At 38.3% G+C, this 17,749-nt stretch carries 19 protein-coding genes and 1 pseudogene; 13 read left to right on the plus strand and 7 right to left on the minus strand.

The window, feature by feature from the left end; all coding sequences use genetic code 11:
* Positions 1-177: 177 nt before the first annotated feature.
* Entirely contained in the window at positions 178-405 is a 228-nt protein-coding gene (locus C5470_RS14345; protein ID WP_228940685.1) for a hypothetical protein, read from the plus strand.
* Positions 402-839 carry a type IV secretion protein Rhs gene (locus C5470_RS14350; RefSeq protein WP_166290202.1) on the plus strand — a complete coding sequence of 146 codons (438 nt, stop codon included), beginning with the start codon at positions 402-404 and terminating at the stop codon, positions 837-839. Before C5470_RS14345 ends, C5470_RS14350 begins: the two co-directional genes overlap by 4 nt.
* 53 nt (positions 840-892) lie before the next feature.
* On the opposite strand, the gene C5470_RS14355 is transcribed toward C5470_RS14350, so the two are convergent.
* The 4 genes from C5470_RS14355 to tnpA form a co-directional block, all read right to left on the minus strand.
* Positions 893-1,063: a DUF7706 family protein gene (locus C5470_RS14355; protein WP_166290204.1), complete on the minus strand. Its 171-nt coding sequence runs from the start codon at positions 1,061-1,063 to the stop codon at positions 893-895.
* A 32-nt stretch (positions 1,064-1,095) separates the two neighbouring features.
* Positions 1,096-2,523 carry an IS66 family transposase gene (gene tnpC / locus C5470_RS14360; protein WP_166290206.1) on the minus strand — a complete coding sequence of 476 codons (1,428 nt, stop codon included), beginning with the start codon at positions 2,521-2,523 and terminating at the stop codon, positions 1,096-1,098.
* A gap of 64 nt (positions 2,524-2,587) precedes the next feature.
* Positions 2,588-2,923, minus strand: coding sequence for an IS66 family insertion sequence element accessory protein TnpB (gene tnpB / locus C5470_RS14365; RefSeq protein ID WP_166290208.1), 336 nt, complete (start codon positions 2,921-2,923; stop codon positions 2,588-2,590).
* Complete coding sequence (gene tnpA / locus C5470_RS14370; RefSeq protein WP_166290210.1) at positions 2,917-3,219, minus strand: IS66 family insertion sequence element accessory protein TnpA; 303 nt, start codon at positions 3,217-3,219, stop codon at positions 2,917-2,919. Before tnpA ends, tnpB begins: the two co-directional genes overlap by 7 nt.
* A gap of 978 nt (positions 3,220-4,197) precedes the next feature.
* On the opposite strand from tnpA, the pseudogene C5470_RS23725 reads away from it, so the two are divergent.
* The 5 genes and pseudogenes from C5470_RS23725 to C5470_RS14395 form a co-directional block, all read left to right on the plus strand.
* Positions 4,198-4,377, plus strand: a pseudogene (locus C5470_RS23725) (PAAR domain-containing protein); the annotation flags it as partial.
* Positions 4,378-4,517: 140 nt separating this feature from the next.
* Complete coding sequence (locus C5470_RS14380; protein WP_242688010.1) at positions 4,518-4,754, plus strand: HNH/ENDO VII family nuclease; 237 nt, start codon at positions 4,518-4,520, stop codon at positions 4,752-4,754.
* The gene (locus C5470_RS14385; protein WP_166290214.1) at positions 4,751-5,017 is read left to right on the plus strand and encodes an SMI1/KNR4 family protein; all 267 of its coding nucleotides are present in this window, start codon (positions 4,751-4,753) and stop codon (positions 5,015-5,017) included. Before C5470_RS14380 ends, C5470_RS14385 begins: the two co-directional genes overlap by 4 nt.
* A 643-nt stretch (positions 5,018-5,660) precedes the next feature.
* Positions 5,661-5,927 carry a BsuBI/PstI family type II restriction endonuclease gene (locus C5470_RS14390; protein WP_166290216.1) on the plus strand — a complete coding sequence of 89 codons (267 nt, stop codon included), beginning with the start codon at positions 5,661-5,663 and terminating at the stop codon, positions 5,925-5,927.
* 250 nt (positions 5,928-6,177) lie between these two features.
* Positions 6,178-7,194 carry a formamidase gene (locus tag C5470_RS14395; RefSeq protein WP_166290218.1) on the plus strand — a complete coding sequence of 339 codons (1,017 nt, stop codon included), beginning with the start codon at positions 6,178-6,180 and terminating at the stop codon, positions 7,192-7,194.
* A gap of 324 nt (positions 7,195-7,518) precedes the next feature.
* Here C5470_RS14395 and C5470_RS14400 read toward each other — a convergent pair whose 3' ends face one another.
* A complete protein-coding gene (locus C5470_RS14400; protein ID WP_166290220.1) occupies positions 7,519-8,691 on the minus strand; it encodes a MalY/PatB family protein in 1,173 nt (390 codons plus the stop codon).
* 577 nt (positions 8,692-9,268) lie between these two features.
* On the minus strand, positions 9,269-9,997 hold the full coding sequence (locus C5470_RS14405; protein ID WP_166290222.1) for a LuxR family transcriptional regulator: 729 nt from the start codon (positions 9,995-9,997) through the stop codon (positions 9,269-9,271).
* A 496-nt stretch (positions 9,998-10,493) separates the two neighbouring features.
* On the opposite strand from C5470_RS14405, the gene C5470_RS14410 reads away from it, so the two are divergent.
* The gene (locus C5470_RS14410; protein ID WP_166290224.1) at positions 10,494-11,084 is read left to right on the plus strand and encodes an AidA/PixA family protein; all 591 of its coding nucleotides are present in this window, start codon (positions 10,494-10,496) and stop codon (positions 11,082-11,084) included.
* A gap of 589 nt (positions 11,085-11,673) precedes the next feature.
* Here the strand turns inward: C5470_RS14410 and C5470_RS14415 are convergent.
* A complete protein-coding gene (locus C5470_RS14415) occupies positions 11,674-12,405 on the minus strand; it encodes an autoinducer binding domain-containing protein (protein WP_166290226.1) in 732 nt (243 codons plus the stop codon).
* A gap of 479 nt (positions 12,406-12,884) precedes the next feature.
* On the opposite strand from C5470_RS14415, the gene C5470_RS14420 reads away from it, so the two are divergent.
* The 5 genes from C5470_RS14420 (at position 12,885) to C5470_RS14440 (ending at position 17,743) form a co-directional block, all read left to right on the plus strand.
* A complete protein-coding gene (locus tag C5470_RS14420; protein ID WP_166290228.1) occupies positions 12,885-13,406 on the plus strand; it encodes an AidA/PixA family protein in 522 nt (173 codons plus the stop codon).
* Positions 13,407-13,422: 16 nt separating this feature from the next.
* Entirely contained in the window at positions 13,423-14,064 is a 642-nt protein-coding gene (locus C5470_RS14425) for an AidA/PixA family protein (protein WP_166290230.1), read from the plus strand.
* A 194-nt stretch (positions 14,065-14,258) separates the two neighbouring features.
* Positions 14,259-14,798 (plus strand): AidA/PixA family protein, encoded by a 540-nt coding sequence (locus C5470_RS14430; RefSeq protein WP_166290232.1) that lies wholly within the window; start codon positions 14,259-14,261, stop codon positions 14,796-14,798.
* A gap of 33 nt (positions 14,799-14,831) precedes the next feature.
* Positions 14,832-15,389, plus strand: coding sequence for an AidA/PixA family protein (locus tag C5470_RS14435; protein WP_166290234.1), 558 nt, complete (start codon positions 14,832-14,834; stop codon positions 15,387-15,389).
* A gap of 686 nt (positions 15,390-16,075) precedes the next feature.
* Positions 16,076-17,743, plus strand: coding sequence for a ShlB/FhaC/HecB family hemolysin secretion/activation protein (locus tag C5470_RS14440; protein WP_166290236.1), 1,668 nt, complete (start codon positions 16,076-16,078; stop codon positions 17,741-17,743).
* The last annotated feature ends 6 nt before the right edge of the window (positions 17,744-17,749 follow it).

A 17,749-nucleotide genomic window follows, 5' to 3' on the forward strand; every position in this document is an offset into this window, starting at 1 on the left:
ATTCCATACTTCATCTGTTAACATAGTTCTTGGCATGATGGTGAGGTAGAGTCGTTTTTTGGCGAAAGCAATTATACCCCATCATCATGCTGTTCCGTAATTCCTCTCAAAACGTCAACAGCCCCTAGAAATAAGGCATTAAATTGGCTTACAGATAGAGAATTTAAAGCAGAGAAAGTGAACACTGGTAAGTTTGGTTCTACAAAGAACCAGCCTGTAGGAATGACTACCGCTGATGGAAAAACAGGTTTTAGAATTGAATATGATGAAAGAAGCGGTGCCCATATTAATGTCTTTAGTGGAAAAGAAAAAGGTGAACATTTCCTTTTTGATGCTACTGAGAAAACAGTCACTAAACTGCAAAAGCTATTTGATCTTCCATCAAAACCGTGGAGAGGCTCATGACTCTTGATGAAGAAATTAGAAATGAAATCAATCAACAACCTAATCCTCCAGTAATAATAGATGATTGGGAAGAAATAGCCGACTCTTTATCAGATTCTTTTGAATGGAAAGGCTCTAAGATAGACTGGTCAAAAACCAATAATCATCAAAGTTGTTTATATACGAAAGATGATGATTTGGAACTGTTAATGAATAAATTTGTTGAAAATCACTCTCTTAATAAGGTTATATCTAGCAGTAAAACGATTTATTATATAAATGATTCATCTTTAGACTTTGCAATCGCTATGAATCCAGAGCAATTCCATGCTATTTTTTTACTTGTTATTAATAATGTGCCGCAACATCATTATTTTTTTGATGAAAATAAAAAATGGTGCTTTGTTATTAGCTCTGAGGGATATATAGATTTTGGGTTCTCTAATTTAGCCTAAAACATATTAATAAGGCCGGAAGCTCCTAAGTGATCTTCCGGCCTTATTATGATCTACCTTGGCGCATACCCTCGGTAAGCCAGCGCCGACTGGAGCTTACCGAGGGCATCTTTGATCTGATATGCTTCCTCGTCATTCACCGCGCAAGCCCGTATCTCAGACCAGCACAGCCGCTTAACCAGTTGGGCCAAGGCCAGTGCTTCGTAATACTCCGGTGAACTCACCTTGCGTTGTCAGATAACCACAAAATGGGATGTTAACTGAAGGGATTATTCGGCCAGGCAGGCAACAGGGTAAGGACATCACGCAACCAGACCCAGGGCTCATGTCCGTTGGCTTTGGCGGTTTCCAACAGGCTCATTATCATAGCGGCCCGTTGCCCCGCTGCTAGCGAACCCGCAAAAAGCCAGTTCTTGCGGCCGAGCGCCACACCCCGGACCGCATTCTCCGCCCGGTTGTTGTCTATCGGCACCCGGCCGTCATCCAGATAACACACAAGGGCCGACCAGCGCTTCAGCGTATAGTCTATCGCTTTGCGTAACCCGGAGTTGGGGGCCGTTTTGGCCTGAATCGTCAGCAACCAGGTTCGAAACTCCTTCAGCCACGGCCGGGCATAACGCTGTCGCCACTGACGCCGTTTATCCGGGGGCCGGTGTTTGATTTTTCGCTCCAGCTTGTACAGGTCACGAATGCCCTCCAACACCTGTTTGGCCGTCGGATTACCGCTGGCCTGGTATTGGTCAAAAAATTTGCGGCGGGCGTGAGCCCAGCAACCCGCTTCGGTGATATCCGCCCGGGCATGCAGCGCGTTGTAACCGGCGTAGTCATCCGTGACAAGGTAGCCACCGGCCCATCCGTCCAGGAACCCCTGTGCATAACGGCCACTGCGGCCGGGATGCAGCTCATAGTACACCACTGCCGGCGGGGTATCGGGGCCGGTGGCATACGTCCACAGGTAAGCCCGCTGGGTCTGGCCTTTTCCCGGCGCCAGTATCGGCAACGGGGTCTCATCGGCATGCAGCACCGGGGACGTCAGCAGCGTCTGCTTCAGCGCATCGGCCAGCGGTTGCACAGCCACCTGCCCCACCCAGTCCGGCAGGGTACTGCGGGCATAGATGGACTGCTGACGGTAGAGCGGCAGGGGGTCACGATATTTAGCGACCACCACCTGAGCCAGCAACCCCGGCTCCGGAAGGCCCTTTTCGATAAGACGGGCGGGCTGGGCTTTGGCATGAATTCGCTGGCAGGCTGCACAGCTGTACTGCGGACAGACATAACGCCGGACAACAAATGTCGCGGGGCGATATTCCAGCCGTTCACTGATTTCATCGCGCAAAAAACGCAGGGCATGACCGCAATCCGGGCAGCTCTCCGTCTCCGGCGCCAACCGGATATCTTCACGGGGTAATGTCGCCGGCAAAGGTTGACGTTTAGGATGAGACGCGGGCGCGTTTTCCTTGATATGCAGGCGTGACAGCTGGGTTTCCAGCACCGCGATATCGGTCTCCGCATCTTCCTCAAACTGACTGCGTTTGGGACCGGCAGGCAGGGTTTCGCTGCGCGCGCCGAAACGCCAGCGTTGCGCCTGTTTCAGGGCCTCTTCCAGCTGGCGAATATAGTCGTGTTGTTGCTGAAGCAGCACCAGGGCCCGCGCCCGAAATTGCCCGGGGTCATTGAGCGTCATGCCGCCAGTGTACCGGATAATGCCCCGCTGTTATCCGGTAAAAGTGTGACCGGGGTAGCGGAACTTAGCTTCGCCAGCCGGACAGGTCATCCCCCTCGACCTGTTGCCAGTGAATGCCGCGGATGAGCCAGTCAAACTGGGCGGGCGTCATCACCCAGCTGCGCTCGCCCTGCTTCGGCCAGACAAAATGGGCCCGGTGCAGACGGCGGGTACACAACCAGACGCCGTGTCGGTCCCAGCGCAACACCTTGAGACGGGAGCGAGCCTTGTTGCAGAAAACAAAAGCGGCTTCGTCCTGCCAGCGTAAATTCAATCCTTCGAGGTATTGGGTCAGGGCATCAATGCCCCGGCGCATGTCGACGGGCTCGCGCACCAGAAAGAGCTGTTGCGGTTTCAGCATCGGGTCAGTACCCGCATCACTTCAGGCAACAGCGTCAATGGACAGGCGATGGCATAACCGTCTGGGGTATGCAGGGTGACGGTGCGCGCGTCGTCAGGCTGGAGAGAAACCGGCAAGATGGCGGGCAGTGTCTGGCTGAGAGGTTGGCGCATTTTGTTACTGTCTGCAATCCAGTCGCGGAAAGAGGAAAAACTCAGCTGATGCTGTTCACAATACTGTTTGCGGGTCAGGTCACTGTGCCGCCATTGGGTCACAGGGTGTTGTTTTTGCTCCGGGGTATATCGGCTACGGCTCATGGTGTCAGTCTCCAAGTGAAGATAAGGAAGCGGTAGCGTGCAGGGGTCAGAAGGGAAAGACAAGGTGAGTTCACCGGAGCATTACATTGAAAGGGGTAAAAATGACGGTTAAAACTTCATACCGATTAACACCATCAATTAAAACAATGATTTTTACACAGGTTAAACCCTGCCCATTATAAAACGCAGGGCGGGATCCCACTTTTTTAGCCTGACCGGTTTAATTTATTTATCAGTGATCCTATCCTCCCTTTATTTTACATTTACCTGACCTGCTATAATCATTTAAAAGCGCGAATACCGAAGTATTAAATCTCTTATATCAAAGTGGATTAAACGCAATAAATTCCGCTTTTCAGAAGGAAAGTTAATAGCATCTAATCGAAAATCATTAACCATTAATAGCAAGTTGGAAAATATGCACGTAAAAGAATATTATCCGAACAGATGGTATTCAAACGCTTTATCGTCGGTTATTTAACAGCATCAGTAAAGATAAAGTGAATATAATTAACATTCGTTAAACATAATCCGATGATGATTAAACTTAACAAAAATCCGGGATTAAAAGTGATAAAAACGATGGTTAAAATTTTATACCGATTAAAAATATCAGTTAAAAAAATGAATTTTAATCACAGGTTTAATACTGTTCTATCATAAAACTCATGGCAGGATCCACTTTGTTTACTCTGTCCAGTTTAATCCATTTATCAGCGATTCTATCTTCCCTTTATTTTACATTTACCTAACCTACTTAATCATTTAAAAGTACGAATACCTAAATATTAAATATCTTATATCAAGGCAGATTTAACTCAATAAATGCCGCTTTTCAGAAGGAGAGTTAATGGCATTTAATCGAAAATCATTAACCATTAATAACGATTTGAAAAAAAAAATCCTCACGTCAAAGAATATTATCCGAGCAGATGGATATCAAACGCTTTATCGCCGGTTATTTGACAGCCTCAGTAAATGGTGGACAGTATCGACCCGCCCAGTGGGGTCCTGCTGACCGGCTCCCCCAATGTGTTTATTGAAGGGAAAGCCGCAGCACGGGCCACCGTCGATACCGCTGGCTGCACTAAACACCTGGCGCCACCCCTGATTACCCAGGGCAGTGAAACCGTGTTTATCAACGGTGCCCCGGCCGCCCTATAGTCAAAAGAGAAAATATTGGTCATCAGACCCGATTACATTTAAAGAGAATAAGGTATATCAAAGAGATGATCTGTTTGATCCTCAACATATGTCGGCATGGTGAGATAAAGGAAAAGTGATTCGAGGAACTAATATTGAACGAATGGCATCAGGTAGATGCCCCTGTTGGACATGATGGAAAAGCTGTAAACTTACATCATATGTTACAAACTCAAAACGGTCCTATTGCTGAAATGAGCCAAACATTCCATGAAGTTAATCACAAAGCAATTCATATAAATCCTAATACGATTCCTTCAGGAATAGATCGAGCTACATTTAATAAATGGCGAGAACAGTATTGGATCAATAGAGCTGGAGATTTTAAATGAACAGAGATAAATTAATAGATTTATTCTCGGAACATCCCGATCTATTAAATATGGAAAGTGCCGATGACGCACCCTCTCCTGAATGGACAAATAAAACAGAAAAAGCATTATCACTAACATTACCTGATGATTATAAATGGTTTTTGAGTAATTTTGGTGATGGTGATATATGTGGAGATGAGATATATAGCATATATTGCATGGCAGATTCACATAATAAGTGCAACATTGTTAATTTCTTCATGAGAAATATCGGGAAATGAACGAGTTTGTCAAAGAGATATATTCATTTTATCAACAGAATCATATTAATGATGATACTTCAATAAAAACATTAACGAAGTTATGTATTGTAAAAGAGATTTGATATAAAGAATGACTACCCTGTATGGAACTGGGTAAATTCATATCAGTTTTCAAAAGAAAATAATGTTATAAGTTCATTACCAGAACTCTATCAACTGTCTCTTATTTCTGCCTATAAAGAATACTGGGAATTATTAAAAAACAAGGATCTTAACGGATTGAAGCAGCTACTTTCAGGATAATGGATATTTTATTTCCACCGGGCCCGTAGTAGAACAAAGCATACCTCGAAAAATCAACCCTATGTCATATTGAAGCGTTTTAGTTCAAAAAATGAAAAACGTCGATTAGTGGGTGGAGTACACAGCCCAGATACCATCAATAGCAATCTGATTGCTCTGGAAAACCACCTAAAATACATTGGTCATAATGAAGACCCTCTCAGCCAAGCCGAGGCATATGGATTGGCATTGCTATTTAATTCAACCTTACTGGATAAGTATTTTCAGTGCATATCCGGCAGTACACAAGTGAACGCAATTATTACTCAAAACACTTGGGTTGCCAAAATAGCAATATAACAACCGCTCAGCATGGGTTTTGCTTGCCTTAGCAAATATTAAACCAACAGATGCCTGGAGCAATGCACAAGCTCGCATTATAGATCGCAACCGAGACGATTTATCCAGAGCAACCAACAGTAAGGATAACAACTATTCATTGAACCAGCCCATTCTTGAAGTATTGCGCGAGTTCCCCAACGGACAGAAAATCAAACTATCCCCAGGTCAGCATAACCAACTACATGCTGACATTGTGCATGAATTTTTCCCCCATCTTTCCACATGCTCCCACTCAACCGGCTAGTCCATTTACTCTCATCAGTGGCTCAACCAAGGCAAACTCATACTAATGTGAGTAAAAGTATTTTTTACTACAAAGTAATTAATCTTTTTATTTGATGTTGCAGATCGCATTTTGGTGATCAAAAGAGGCGCTATTATGCATTAGTAAAATCGCTTAACGGCGGATAAAGATAAACCACACTCTATTTGCCTGTATAACGATGAAACTTGCCATTCAATCTTAATCATTACTATTTATTCAGAGGTCTATTATGGGCAGTACCGGGAGTGTAAGCGCGTGGGATGAAGCATTATTAATTGCGGCTATTCAATATCCTGTTCCTGTGATTAAGAAACCTGAAGATATTCAGGTTCAGGTGCAGCAAATCTGTAAAACGATAGATTCAACTAAAGCCGGTTATCCTGATCTGGATTTAATTGTATTTCCTGAATATTCTGCTCAGGGGTTGAATACTAAAATCTGGACCTATGATGAAATGTTGTTATCACTGGGCAGTCCAGAAGTGGATAGTTTTCGCCAAGCTTGTATTCGCAACGATATCTGGGGCGTGTTTTCGTTAATGGAGTATAATGAAGATCCATCACAGCCACCTTATAACACAGCGATCATTATTAATAACAGCGGTGAGATTGCGCTACATTACCGCAAGTTGCAGCCTTGGGTGCCAATTGAACCTTGGATGCCAGGCAATCTGGGTATGCCGGTCTGTGAGGGGCCAAAAGGTGCAAAACTCGCAGTGTGTATTTGTCATGATGGTATGTTTCCTGAGCTGGCGCGCGAAGCTGCCTATAAAGGCTGTAACGTTTTTATCCGTATTTCCGGTTATTCTACTCAAGTCAACGACCAGTGGATCTGGACCAACCGTACTAATGCCTGGCAGAATTTAATGTATACCATATCGGTTAATCTGGCAGGCTATGATGAGGTTTTTTATTATTTTGGTGAAGGTACAATTTGTAATTATGACGGTAACATTATCCAGCAAGGGCAACGCAACCCTTGGGAAATTGTTACCGCCGAATTGTTCCCGCGTCTGGCAGATAAGGCCCGTGAGAACTGGGCGCTAGAGAACAGTATTTTTAATCTCGGTTGTCGAGGTTATGTTGGTAAACCCGGCGGAGAAAGAGCTAATTATTTGACCTGGGTGCGCGATCTGGCAAACGGTGAATATAAACTGCCTTGGGATGAAAACATCCGTATTCGTGATGGCTGGAAATACTATCCAGAAGGTGTGAAATTGGGGCCATTACCGAAAGTTGATAATTGACTGATCAGTCTGGCATTTTCCTGATATGAAAGATATTGTGGAAATATAGGATATAATGATTATCAGATTGGTCGTGATGTTTTTTCCTTCATTATGTCCTATAGTTATTTATCTGAATCATCTTTTTAAATTGAAAACATTATGAATCTCTTTCAGATAATTATTATAAAAATTTTCTCTTTCATTATCTTTTGATTGATTAAATTTATTACCAACAAGATTAAAAAATGCTGAGCTCCGTTAATTATAGAACCCAGCCATTATTTGTCTATCCGCTGACCGGCAATGTAATAGAAACAGTTTACTTGCCAGAATTAATCATTATCAGCAAAGCTTTTTCAATGCTGAGATCAATTTTTGGATACCCAATTCAACTTTACTACGAGGGCATCCTGCATTAAAACGCAGGAAACCATTACCAGCTTCACCATAAATTCTACCCGGCATAATGGCAACTTTCTCTTCATGAACAAGTACCTGCTGCAACTTATCATCGTCAATATGCAGATTACGCAGGTCTATCCAGGCCAAATAAGTCGCCTGCGGTGGCTGCCAGTTCAGTTGTGGAAATGCTGCATTCAGCTCCTCAGCAATATAATTCAAGTTACCACTCAGGTAATCGCGTAGTGCATCAAGCCATGGTTGCCCTTCCCGGTAAGCCGCAATATGGGCTGATATCGAGAAAATAGCAGGAGAATATAATCCATCACACTGCATTAATTGATGGGAATATGCCGCACGACTATGATCATCATGAATGAAACCATAAGCCCCCGTCAGCGCAGTAAGATTAAATGTCTTAGATGCCGAAGTGATTAGTGCCCAATGAGTCGTAGCAACTTCACTCCAGGGAATATGTTTCGTTTCTCCCCTGAATATATCCATATGAATTTCATCACTGATGACACTGATATTATAACGCTTACATAATTCAGACATAGTTTTAAGTTCAGAATAACTCCAGACTTTGCCAGTTGGATTATGCGGACTGCACAGCAATAATATTTTTGTTTCCGGTTGAGATAACAAGGCTTCAAGTTGATCCATATCACACACCCAATCATTGCCTTGTTTCTCAAACGGGGAAGAAAGTAGTTGCCGCTGGTTTTCTTGAATAATTTTATAAAAGTTATTGTAAGCAGGAGTATGGACAACAATACCTTCACCGGGTTTAGACCAAATTCGGATTAACTGTGAAACCATATACATCACAGAAGGGCCATAAACCATCCAATTTGTATTGATTTCACAATTAAACTGTTGTTGATACCAATAACGTATAGCACCAAGAAATTCTTCATTCTGCCAGCTGCTATAACCTAATATGCCATGATCCACACGTTTCTGTAATGCCTGAATAACACAGGGTGCAGTGGCAAAATCCATATCAGCAATAGTAAAAGGGAGAAGATCGTCAGCACCAAAAAGATCTCCAACATAGTCCCATTGAATACACCAAGTACCGCGGCGATTAACCAGGGTATCAAAATCAAACATTATTTTCTTCCTTTAAATTAATGCATCAAGCTCATCTTTTACCGACTGAACTTGCGGCCCGATAACAGTTTGTGAAGCATAATAACATCATGACTGCTGAGGGAAGTCCTCATCCCCAACATAATGACTTTAACGGGTATTGCTAAATATTGTTTAATAAATAGCACCACGGATCATTGGGTAAAATTACCCATCATCAATAAAAATTACAGAATAAAGTCTGACATTTACCGTTTGTTGGCTTAACAGGCGCATTACAACGACTTGAACTGTCATTAACAACCCCATCATACATATATTAAGCAGAGAACAGGCGGAATCGTAATATTACAATTCCGCCCAGGGAGAAGTACATTTAGCTGAAAATGTTTTTATATTTTTAATAAATATCATTTTTATCTCGTCAGGGAAAATCTTTCCAACTCCTATTTACAATAGTACTAATAAAGATACGGAGGTAAAAAGTCATTTTCTGTTAAAATTCTCCTATCAATTCATTTGCGTAATAATATTAATATTTCAAATTAATTTATGAAGTAAAAAATATAAACATCTGATAATTTCAAATTGATATTAATTATATATAACCAAGTAATATAGCTTTAGCTATCGCCTGAAATTTGTTTCTACAGCCAAGCTTCTTAACAATATTCATTAGGTGAAAATCAACTGTACCTTTCGTTACACAAATGGTTGCTGCAATTTCACTTGATATCATCCCATCTGCGGTATATCTTAGTATTTCTAATTCTCTCTTTGAAAATGAAGTTTTATCTATATAGAGCGATTGCAAATATTTTGCGTTTGATGTCAAATACCTTATTATCCTAATATATACTCCTAAAATTTCTCCACTGCATTTATACATTGTTTCGTTATCAATATGCCCATCTTTCCCCGCAACAGAAAATATTCCGTAAGTTCCTGAAAATGCAGGAAGCCCAAAGGTGATCCCAGAGCGAAACCCATGTTTCTGACTCACATACCAGAGTTTTTGCCCATTAGATTCTGAAAAAAAATCTAAGTCCCATACTTTTGAAAAAGAAGGTGGAACAGGTCGGAAATTTAGAACGGGATCAATCATCCAATACTTCTTTTCTATATAAATGGTTCTCCAAGATTCATTATAGTTATTAAATAAATACACTTCACGGTTAGATATAGGAAAGCGTGACTTTAATATAAGAGAGAACAAACTAAATCCCGAAATTTTATTAATAATTTCACAAATTTCAGCCACAAAATGAGCATCTACGTCTAATTCGTGAAATTTATAGGGTAAGGTATATGGCCGATAAATATTCATTCAATGTCCTCTTAAAAATTAAGAATATTGATAGTGAATCCCTGTATTTATTATAGTAGCAAAACTTTTACTCAATGGAAAATAATCACTTACTGTTATGCAGAAGCAAAGTATCTGATAAGTTACAATGTACTTGTACTACCCGTAAACAAGATAAACCATATCAATATAATTGAAATTTTAATAATCTGGCAAAGAAACATATATAATTATAATATATTCATATGAAACTATTTAAATAATTACCCAACATATTAATCTAAAGATTATCTTTTGTTTTTATAACAACAAGTTAACTTAAAAATTTAACTATATAACACAATCCCTGATAAATATACCAGTAATTCTCCCGTATAAACTATGATTTATACCAGTGGATGTTTCGGCCTTAATAGTTAATTATTAAAAAAAAAGAAAATTATTAAAATAATAACTAGCAATCAAAATAATCTTACAATTTCCAACAGATAATTTACGTATGTAAAGAGGTGTTATAATGAGTGAGATCATTCAAGATAAAGATCATACTATTGAAGCCAGGAGCTCTGTTACCGCTGATGTTACTTTTGTTATCGATGTTGATTCAATTGTTGAATATATTAATGATAGTCAGATTAAAAGCTCTCTGGATCCTAAAAACCCAACAACAATCAAGCAGTATGTCTATATAGCAAGTTATACTCCAGAGTATGGACTGGTAGTTAGTAGTTCATCTGGTGCCCGTGTCATTGTTCCTATTAATGCCAACATAAGATGGAGAGCTACAACTGTATCTAATAATTTCGACTATACTATTATATTGTATAAATTCAAAAAGCTTAATCCAGAAGAGGATATTATCTCTATTCCATCACAAATATGGTCACATAACCCTAAAGGTAAAAAAATCCCAATGATCCCGTCAGGGGTAAACGCAGATGAGGATGAACCTAAACCAATTTTTGTTGAATCTCAAGATAGTTATTTTCAAGCAACAGCCTATAAAACCGGTGTGGAACGATATACATGGTTTTTTGCCGCTTATGACGGTACAAAGCTCCTGGGTTATTATCGATACGATCCATATATTGAAGTGAAAAGTAACTAATAGCTAAACATTTGTATACTGTCATTTCCTACTGGAAAATTATTAAAATAGTTTTCCAGTATTTTTATTTTCTACTTTATTAATTTTACCTAAATATCTCTAACTAACACCAACTTATATAATAATGGAACTTGGTTTCGCATAGTAAGTGCAACATCATTATTCTACGAGCAAATAGGTCCGTATTTATTTAAATAATTCGTTGGGCATTTTATCATATCGAGTTTTTCATGAACAGAATTTGATGTTTGCCCTTTATTGGATCTTGAATCTATACCGAAAATTAAGCAAAGAACAAGCAGAACTGTAATATTACAATTCTGCCCAAAGAGAAGAGTGTTTGATTGAATGTGTTTTCCAGTTTTAAACAAATATTATTTCAATTTTGTCAGATAAAATCACTCCTGATCCCTATTCACAATTGTGACAATAAAACCAACAATAGTGAAATCGTCAAATATTTGTTCAAACTCACTCTTTAATCCATTCAAGTCGTTATCTATAACCACCATCGATATGATTGTAGTAATAATATATAGATTGTTTTATAAAGTAAAAGATATAATAACCTGAAAATTTCTAATTGATACTATTCTATATAACCAAGTAATGCTGCTTTAGCGATTGCCTGGAATTTATTCCTACAACCAAGCTTCTTAACGATATTCATTAGATGAAAATCAACGGTACTTTTAGTTACGCAAATAGTTGAAGCAATCTCACTTGAAATCATGCCATCTGCGGTATACCGTAACACTTCTAATTCTCTATTCGAAAATGAAGTTTCATCTATATAGAATGTCTGCAAATACGTTGTATGTGATGTTAAATATCTTATTATCCTAATATATATTTTTAGAATCTCCCCACTACACTTATACATTGTATCGTTATCAATCGGCCCATCTTTCCCCGAAACAGAGAATATTCCGTACGTTCCCGATAATGCCAAAAGCCCAAATGTGATCCCAGATCGAAACCCATGCTTCTGTATCATATACCACAGCTCTTGCCCATTAGATTCTGAGAAAAAATTCAAGTTCCATACTCTTGAAAAAGAAGGGGGCACAGGTCGGAAATGTAGAACAGGATCAATCATCCAATATCTTTTTTCCATATAAAGAGTTCTCCAAGATTCGTGATAATTATCAAAAAAATACACTTCACGGCTAGATATCGGGAAACGGGTCTTTAAGACCAGCGAAAACAAACTAAATCCTGAAATTTTGTCAATAAGTTCACAAATTTCAGTTACAAAGTGAGCATCTACATCTAATTCATGAAATTTATAGGATGAGATATACGGTCGATAAATATTCATTCAATTCCCTCTTAAAGACTCAGAATATTGATAGAGAACACTAATATTTATTATAGTAGCAGAACTCCTATTTTATAAATAAAATTTTCATTTATTGTGATAAAGAAGCAAAAGATTTGGTAGCCAGCAATATTTTATCCATTAATTGGAAAAACTATATCAATGTGATTGAGTTTTCCATAATCAAGCTATATAGAATATATACAAACATAATAACACTCTAGAAAGCATATTGAGCTATTTTAAAAAACATAAGCATTCACCTTAGTGCATTATATCAAAAATAAATTATTTTTAATTTTAAAATAATAAGTTAACAAGGGAGCAGACTATATCTAAGATAGTCTGTGATAAATATGTGAATAATTTCCTTATATAAACTATGATTTATATCAGTTGTTATTTCAACCTTAATGGTCAATTATTACAGAGTGATAACTAACCCTCCAAGAATCTTAATTCAATGAAGGAGCATAGAAATGAGTGATATTGTAGATATTCTTATCTGTGTAGATGTCAGATCTATTATTGAAAAATACCCTTCTTTAAGCCAAGATCCTGAAAATCCCACTCTAATAAACGATGAATTATTTTACTATATAGTTAGCATAGGCAATCTTTACATTCCCGGAAATAATGCTACAGGGAAAATGGAAATAAAAGCTTATGTTGGTGATAATATTAGATGGAGAAGCGTATCTTTAACACAACAATTTGAATATACAACGATTTTATATGAGATGACAGGAACAATTATTAATGAAACTATAACAATTCCAAAATTATATCAAAGTGAAATTAATTCTGGTTATATTTCAAACAACAGTGATAGATTAGATATAGAACAAGAACTAATAAAGAGATATTATTTTCAATCAATAGCTATAAGATCAGGCGGTGGAAAATGTTCTTGGATAATAGCCATATATCAACAAAAAGAATTAAAGGGATATGTTCAACATACTCCGTTAGAAATAGGTAAAATAATACTCCCTATGTGATTATTAGGATAACATTATGAAGAATATATATAATGCAGAAAACTTTATAGCTCTTAAAGATAATAGTGACCAATCCATTAACATCATTGATGTTCTTATCGCTGTTGATGTAGAACTTATCATACAAGATATCCAAACATCGGGATTAAGTTTTAGCCAAGACTACAAAGAACCAACCATAAGTGATGGTAGATATCTTTATTATATTACCAGCCAACAACAAATATATAACAATAACGGCCAATATAACAAAAATATAGATAAACTTAAAATTACAGGAAACATACATGACATAGTTAGATGGCGAGCTTTGAGTTTATCTGCCCAATCTGAATACCAAGTATTTTTATATGACATGAAAGAAATAACCGGTGATAATAATATTTATTTGTCTGAAAATATTATTAAAAATTCCCCTAACATTCCAATCCCACAAGAAAATAGAGGAATCCCCTCTATTACCTATCAAAAGGAGCATATTTCCTATCAGGAATGGACTTTACTCAACTCCGGCTTTTCCTACTGTACATTATATCTAGCCATTTATAATAGATCGAAGCTTATCGGTTATTATTCTCATGGTCCATCAAACAAGGAATCCCTACAAGGCATAAAAGGTCTACCACTTGATGTCACAGTTAACAAATCCAATGCCTGAATACTGTGATTGAATATAGTTAAAAGCAAGACTCAATTATATTTCAAAAAGACATTGGTAAATATATAAGCAGTTTTCTTTTATAAACTATTAATTATACTAGTAGCTTCTTCAGCACTAATGATTAATTATATAAATAGTTATTGAACGACCTGAAACTAACAATCTAGCGCTTTTAGTGAAGGAGTATAGAAATGAGTGATATTGTAGATATTCTTGTTTGTGTAGATGCAGAATCTATCGTTAACAACTATCATCTGAGCCAAGACCCTACTCAGATAGATAATAAATACGTATACTATATAGTTAGAAGTAACATTGACAATACATATCTTTATGCTCCAGAAGATAATGCTACTGGAGAAATGAAACTAACAGTCAATGTCGATGATACTATCAGATGGAGACCAATATCTCTAACTCAACAAATGAAATATTCAGTACTTTTATACAAGATGGACGGTGGAGAAGTAGGGGATCCAAAGAATTCAAGTGCGCATATAACCTATCCACAACTTATTACTAGTAGCATTCTAGTTCCTTATATGACTGATGAAAATACTTATGATGGGCATAGTGTAACAAGCTATTACCATCAGTCAGATGCTTTCAAAGCAACTTCAGAACAATTTAGTAAAAGTGACAATTATATTTGGCATATGTCTATATATAAAGGTTCAAATTTAGTTGGATATATTTGGCATGATCCTTTCATTATCGTTAAAAAGTCATAATATATAAAAATATCAAACAATGGAGAAAAAATTATGAGCCAAAGTACTGTTGATATTCTTGTTGCCATTGATGTAGAATCTATCTTATCTGACCACAAGAATTTGAGCAAAGATCCAGAAAATCCAACTAAAATTGATGGTAAATATTTTTATTATATTACCACTCAACACCAAACATACTCACCGAGTTATAATGCCTCAGAAAAACTTCAAATCAAAGGTAGGGTAGGTGATATAGTTAGATGGAGGACTACTAGTCTAACAGCCCAATTTGATCATCAAGTATTTTTATATCAAATGCACACAAAAAACCAAAGTTTCATTTCCACACCATCGTTCAAACCAGAAATATATGATGTTGCTGCTCCCAGTAAAAACTCATCATCAATAGACAACGAAATATATCCTATTGAATCCAGCGAGATCCAAAATTCCTACCATGAAGCTACACTGGTTGCTTCAGGTGAAGTTGAATACACATGGTATATATCCATCTACAATAGATGGAAGGGTCTTGGAGAGCCGGATGAAGGATTGCTTGGTTATTGTACGTATATATCAGATGATGCAGTAATTAATATCCATAATTAATTTAAATATTTAGATATAATAACTCTGTACTGGAAAATTATCAAAGTAATTTTCCAGTACTTTTGTTTTTCATTTTCCAAGATTCACTTAATCCCTTTATAAAACAGCAAATTATATAATAGTAAAATTATATTACTATCCTAGAAAAACTTTCACCACATAAGTAAACTTTATTTCCCTCCACCAATTTAACAATCTCCAAACAATTATTCGCTCCTCAATCAAAACGCTGTTCTTTCTATTATTCATTTATCTAACGAAAATAACTTATAAAAACCATTACATCAGGAACTATCATTTTCCAAGCAAAATAACACTGAACTAAAATTTAGTTTATTATTACCTATTTGGCTTAATCTTTGCTTTCTTTAAAAATCTTCCTAATGGCACCATCCTATTAACTACCAACATAATCATCTGTTATAAATTCCCCTTAAGTTAATTCATTAATAAGCAATAAAATAAGTGTTATTATTAACTTATTATTATTTACATAACCAATTAATTGAAATTTATAATAGAAAATCGAGATATAAAAGAAACGCCAATCGTTAATCAGAGCATGATATAACCAAGAGTATGCTTTAATAACGAATAAGTTAGCCAATACGCATGCAATTACCTATCAGGCTAAAACCCCATATTTATGTTTTATGGAATAAAATATCGTCCTTATCGGTGAATGTATGATAAAAAGAATATCTATTTTAATATTGTGTGCTATTTCCTTTCAAATAACCGCTTCACCAGCAGAATTAAATGATAATCTGCCGATGACTGAGGCCAGGAGAACGTTGCAAGATAGTTCCCGGGAAATTAACCAACTGATAGAACAACGCCGATATCAGCAATTAAAACAGCAGGCTAATACAGTCCCTGAGTCAACGCCTGCGCCTGTACTGCCAGAATCCAGGCAATGTCTGCCGTTAACAGGTGTTTATCTGAAAGGGATCTCGCTTCTTTCTGTTCGGGAGTTAAATACTCTCAGTGCTTTATCCCCGGAGTGTATCAGTAGTCATGATATCAACCGACTCAGCCATGAGCTGACTAAGTTGTATATCAGTAAAGGCTATGTTACCGCCCGTATTCAGTTTATTGCTCCCGATGCCGACGGAGAGTTAGGGCTAAATGTTATTGAAGGATTTATTGAGAAAATCGAAGGGGGCGATCGTTGGGTTAACAGCAGTATGTTATTCCCCGGTCTGGAAAAGCAGCCCCTGAATATCACGCAACTTGATCAGGGTTTAGATCAGGCTAACCGGTTACAGTCCAATAAAACCACTCTGGATATTTTACCGGGGACAGTTAATGGTGGCTCAGTCGTTAAACTGCATAATCAGCACAGTAAACCCTGGTTGCTGAATATCATCACCGATAATTATGGGCAGAAAAGTACTGGAAAATGGCTAACTCGCACCAATGCAAGCTTCGATAGCCCGTTTGGTTTATCTGACTTTATCAGCGTGAATGCCAGCAGCACGTTGGATAGCCCATCCCATCGCTACAACCGCGCAGCTACCCTTCTCTATTCAGTGCCCTACGGCGCAGCAACATTCAGTGGATTTGGCAGTTATTCCCAATATGCCAGTCATCCCCATTTGCAAACCAAAACCGTAAAAATCTATGGGAATACTCAGCAAATTGGGATGCGTTCTGATTTTGCTTTCTATCGCAATCAATCTCAGATTAATACCGTCAGCGGACAACTTATTTACAAGAATTACAACAATTATATCAATGACACCAAGATTGGTGTCAGCAGCCAGACGCTGAGTGTACTTGAACTCGGGGTCAATCATTTACACATAATCCCCACCGGTTTAATCACCCTAAATCTGAGTGTTGAACAGGGTTTGCCTTGGTTTGGTGCTCAAACCGCCACAACTTATCTCGATAAGCAATTCACCAAAGGTAAGTTGATGGTCAACCTGCATCAGCGTTTTATGCTGTTCAATTCATCTTACCAACTCAATAACCTACTTTATGGGCAATACAACCGGCACAGCCTGCCCGGCGTTGAATGGCTGAATATTACTGATCGCAACGCAGTCCGGGGGTTCAGCAAAAATACACTATCCGGGGATAACGGCTGGTATCTGCAAAATACGTTGTCCCGCAACTTCCCAATTGCCAGCAGTACGTTATCTGTACGTATCGGTATTGATGCCGGTCAGGTTCAAGGCTATCGCAGCCCTCAAGGCTGGCAAAGCAGTGCAGGATTCAGTTCTGGTGCCACGCTGAGATACCAGCACATGGTATTCGATATCGAAGCCAGCCGTGGAAAATTGCTTTCCAGCCGTAATACATCTGTTGAGCCCGTGCAGGTTCTAACCCGTTTTTCTTACACCTTTTGATGGTTT

Origin of the sequence: Photorhabdus stackebrandtii, from assembly GCF_011189495.1 — a bacterium.
GTDB lineage: Bacteria > Pseudomonadota > Gammaproteobacteria > Enterobacterales > Enterobacteriaceae > Photorhabdus > Photorhabdus khanii.

Coding starts and splice junctions, on each gene's coding strand:
- C5470_RS14410 (WP_166290224.1), top strand. CDS start 10,494: ATGAGTGAGATCATTCAAGATAAAGATCATACTATTGAAGCCAGGAGC.
- C5470_RS14395 (WP_166290218.1), top strand. CDS start 6,178: ATGGGCAGTACCGGGAGTGTAAGCGCGTGGGATGAAGCATTATTAATT.
- tnpA (WP_166290210.1), bottom strand. CDS start 3,219: ATGAGCCGTAGCCGATATACCCCGGAGCAAAAACAACACCCTGTGACC.
- C5470_RS14430 (WP_166290232.1), top strand. CDS start 14,259: ATGAGTGATATTGTAGATATTCTTGTTTGTGTAGATGCAGAATCTATC.
- C5470_RS14400 (WP_166290220.1), bottom strand. CDS start 8,691: ATGTTTGATTTTGATACCCTGGTTAATCGCCGCGGTACTTGGTGTATT.
- tnpB (WP_166290208.1), bottom strand. CDS start 2,923: ATGCTGAAACCGCAACAGCTCTTTCTGGTGCGCGAGCCCGTCGACATG.
- C5470_RS14405 (WP_166290222.1), bottom strand. CDS start 9,997: ATGAATATTTATCGGCCATATACCTTACCCTATAAATTTCACGAATTA.
- C5470_RS14420 (WP_166290228.1), top strand. CDS start 12,885: ATGAGTGATATTGTAGATATTCTTATCTGTGTAGATGTCAGATCTATT.
- tnpC (WP_166290206.1), bottom strand. CDS start 2,523: ATGACGCTCAATGACCCCGGGCAATTTCGGGCGCGGGCCCTGGTGCTG.
- C5470_RS14415 (WP_166290226.1), bottom strand. CDS start 12,405: ATGAATATTTATCGACCGTATATCTCATCCTATAAATTTCATGAATTA.
- C5470_RS14435 (WP_166290234.1), top strand. CDS start 14,832: ATGAGCCAAAGTACTGTTGATATTCTTGTTGCCATTGATGTAGAATCT.
- C5470_RS14385 (WP_166290214.1), top strand. CDS start 4,751: ATGAACAGAGATAAATTAATAGATTTATTCTCGGAACATCCCGATCTA.
- C5470_RS14440 (WP_166290236.1), top strand. CDS start 16,076: ATGATAAAAAGAATATCTATTTTAATATTGTGTGCTATTTCCTTTCAA.
- C5470_RS14350 (WP_166290202.1), top strand. CDS start 402: ATGACTCTTGATGAAGAAATTAGAAATGAAATCAATCAACAACCTAAT.
- C5470_RS14425 (WP_166290230.1), top strand. CDS start 13,423: ATGAAGAATATATATAATGCAGAAAACTTTATAGCTCTTAAAGATAAT.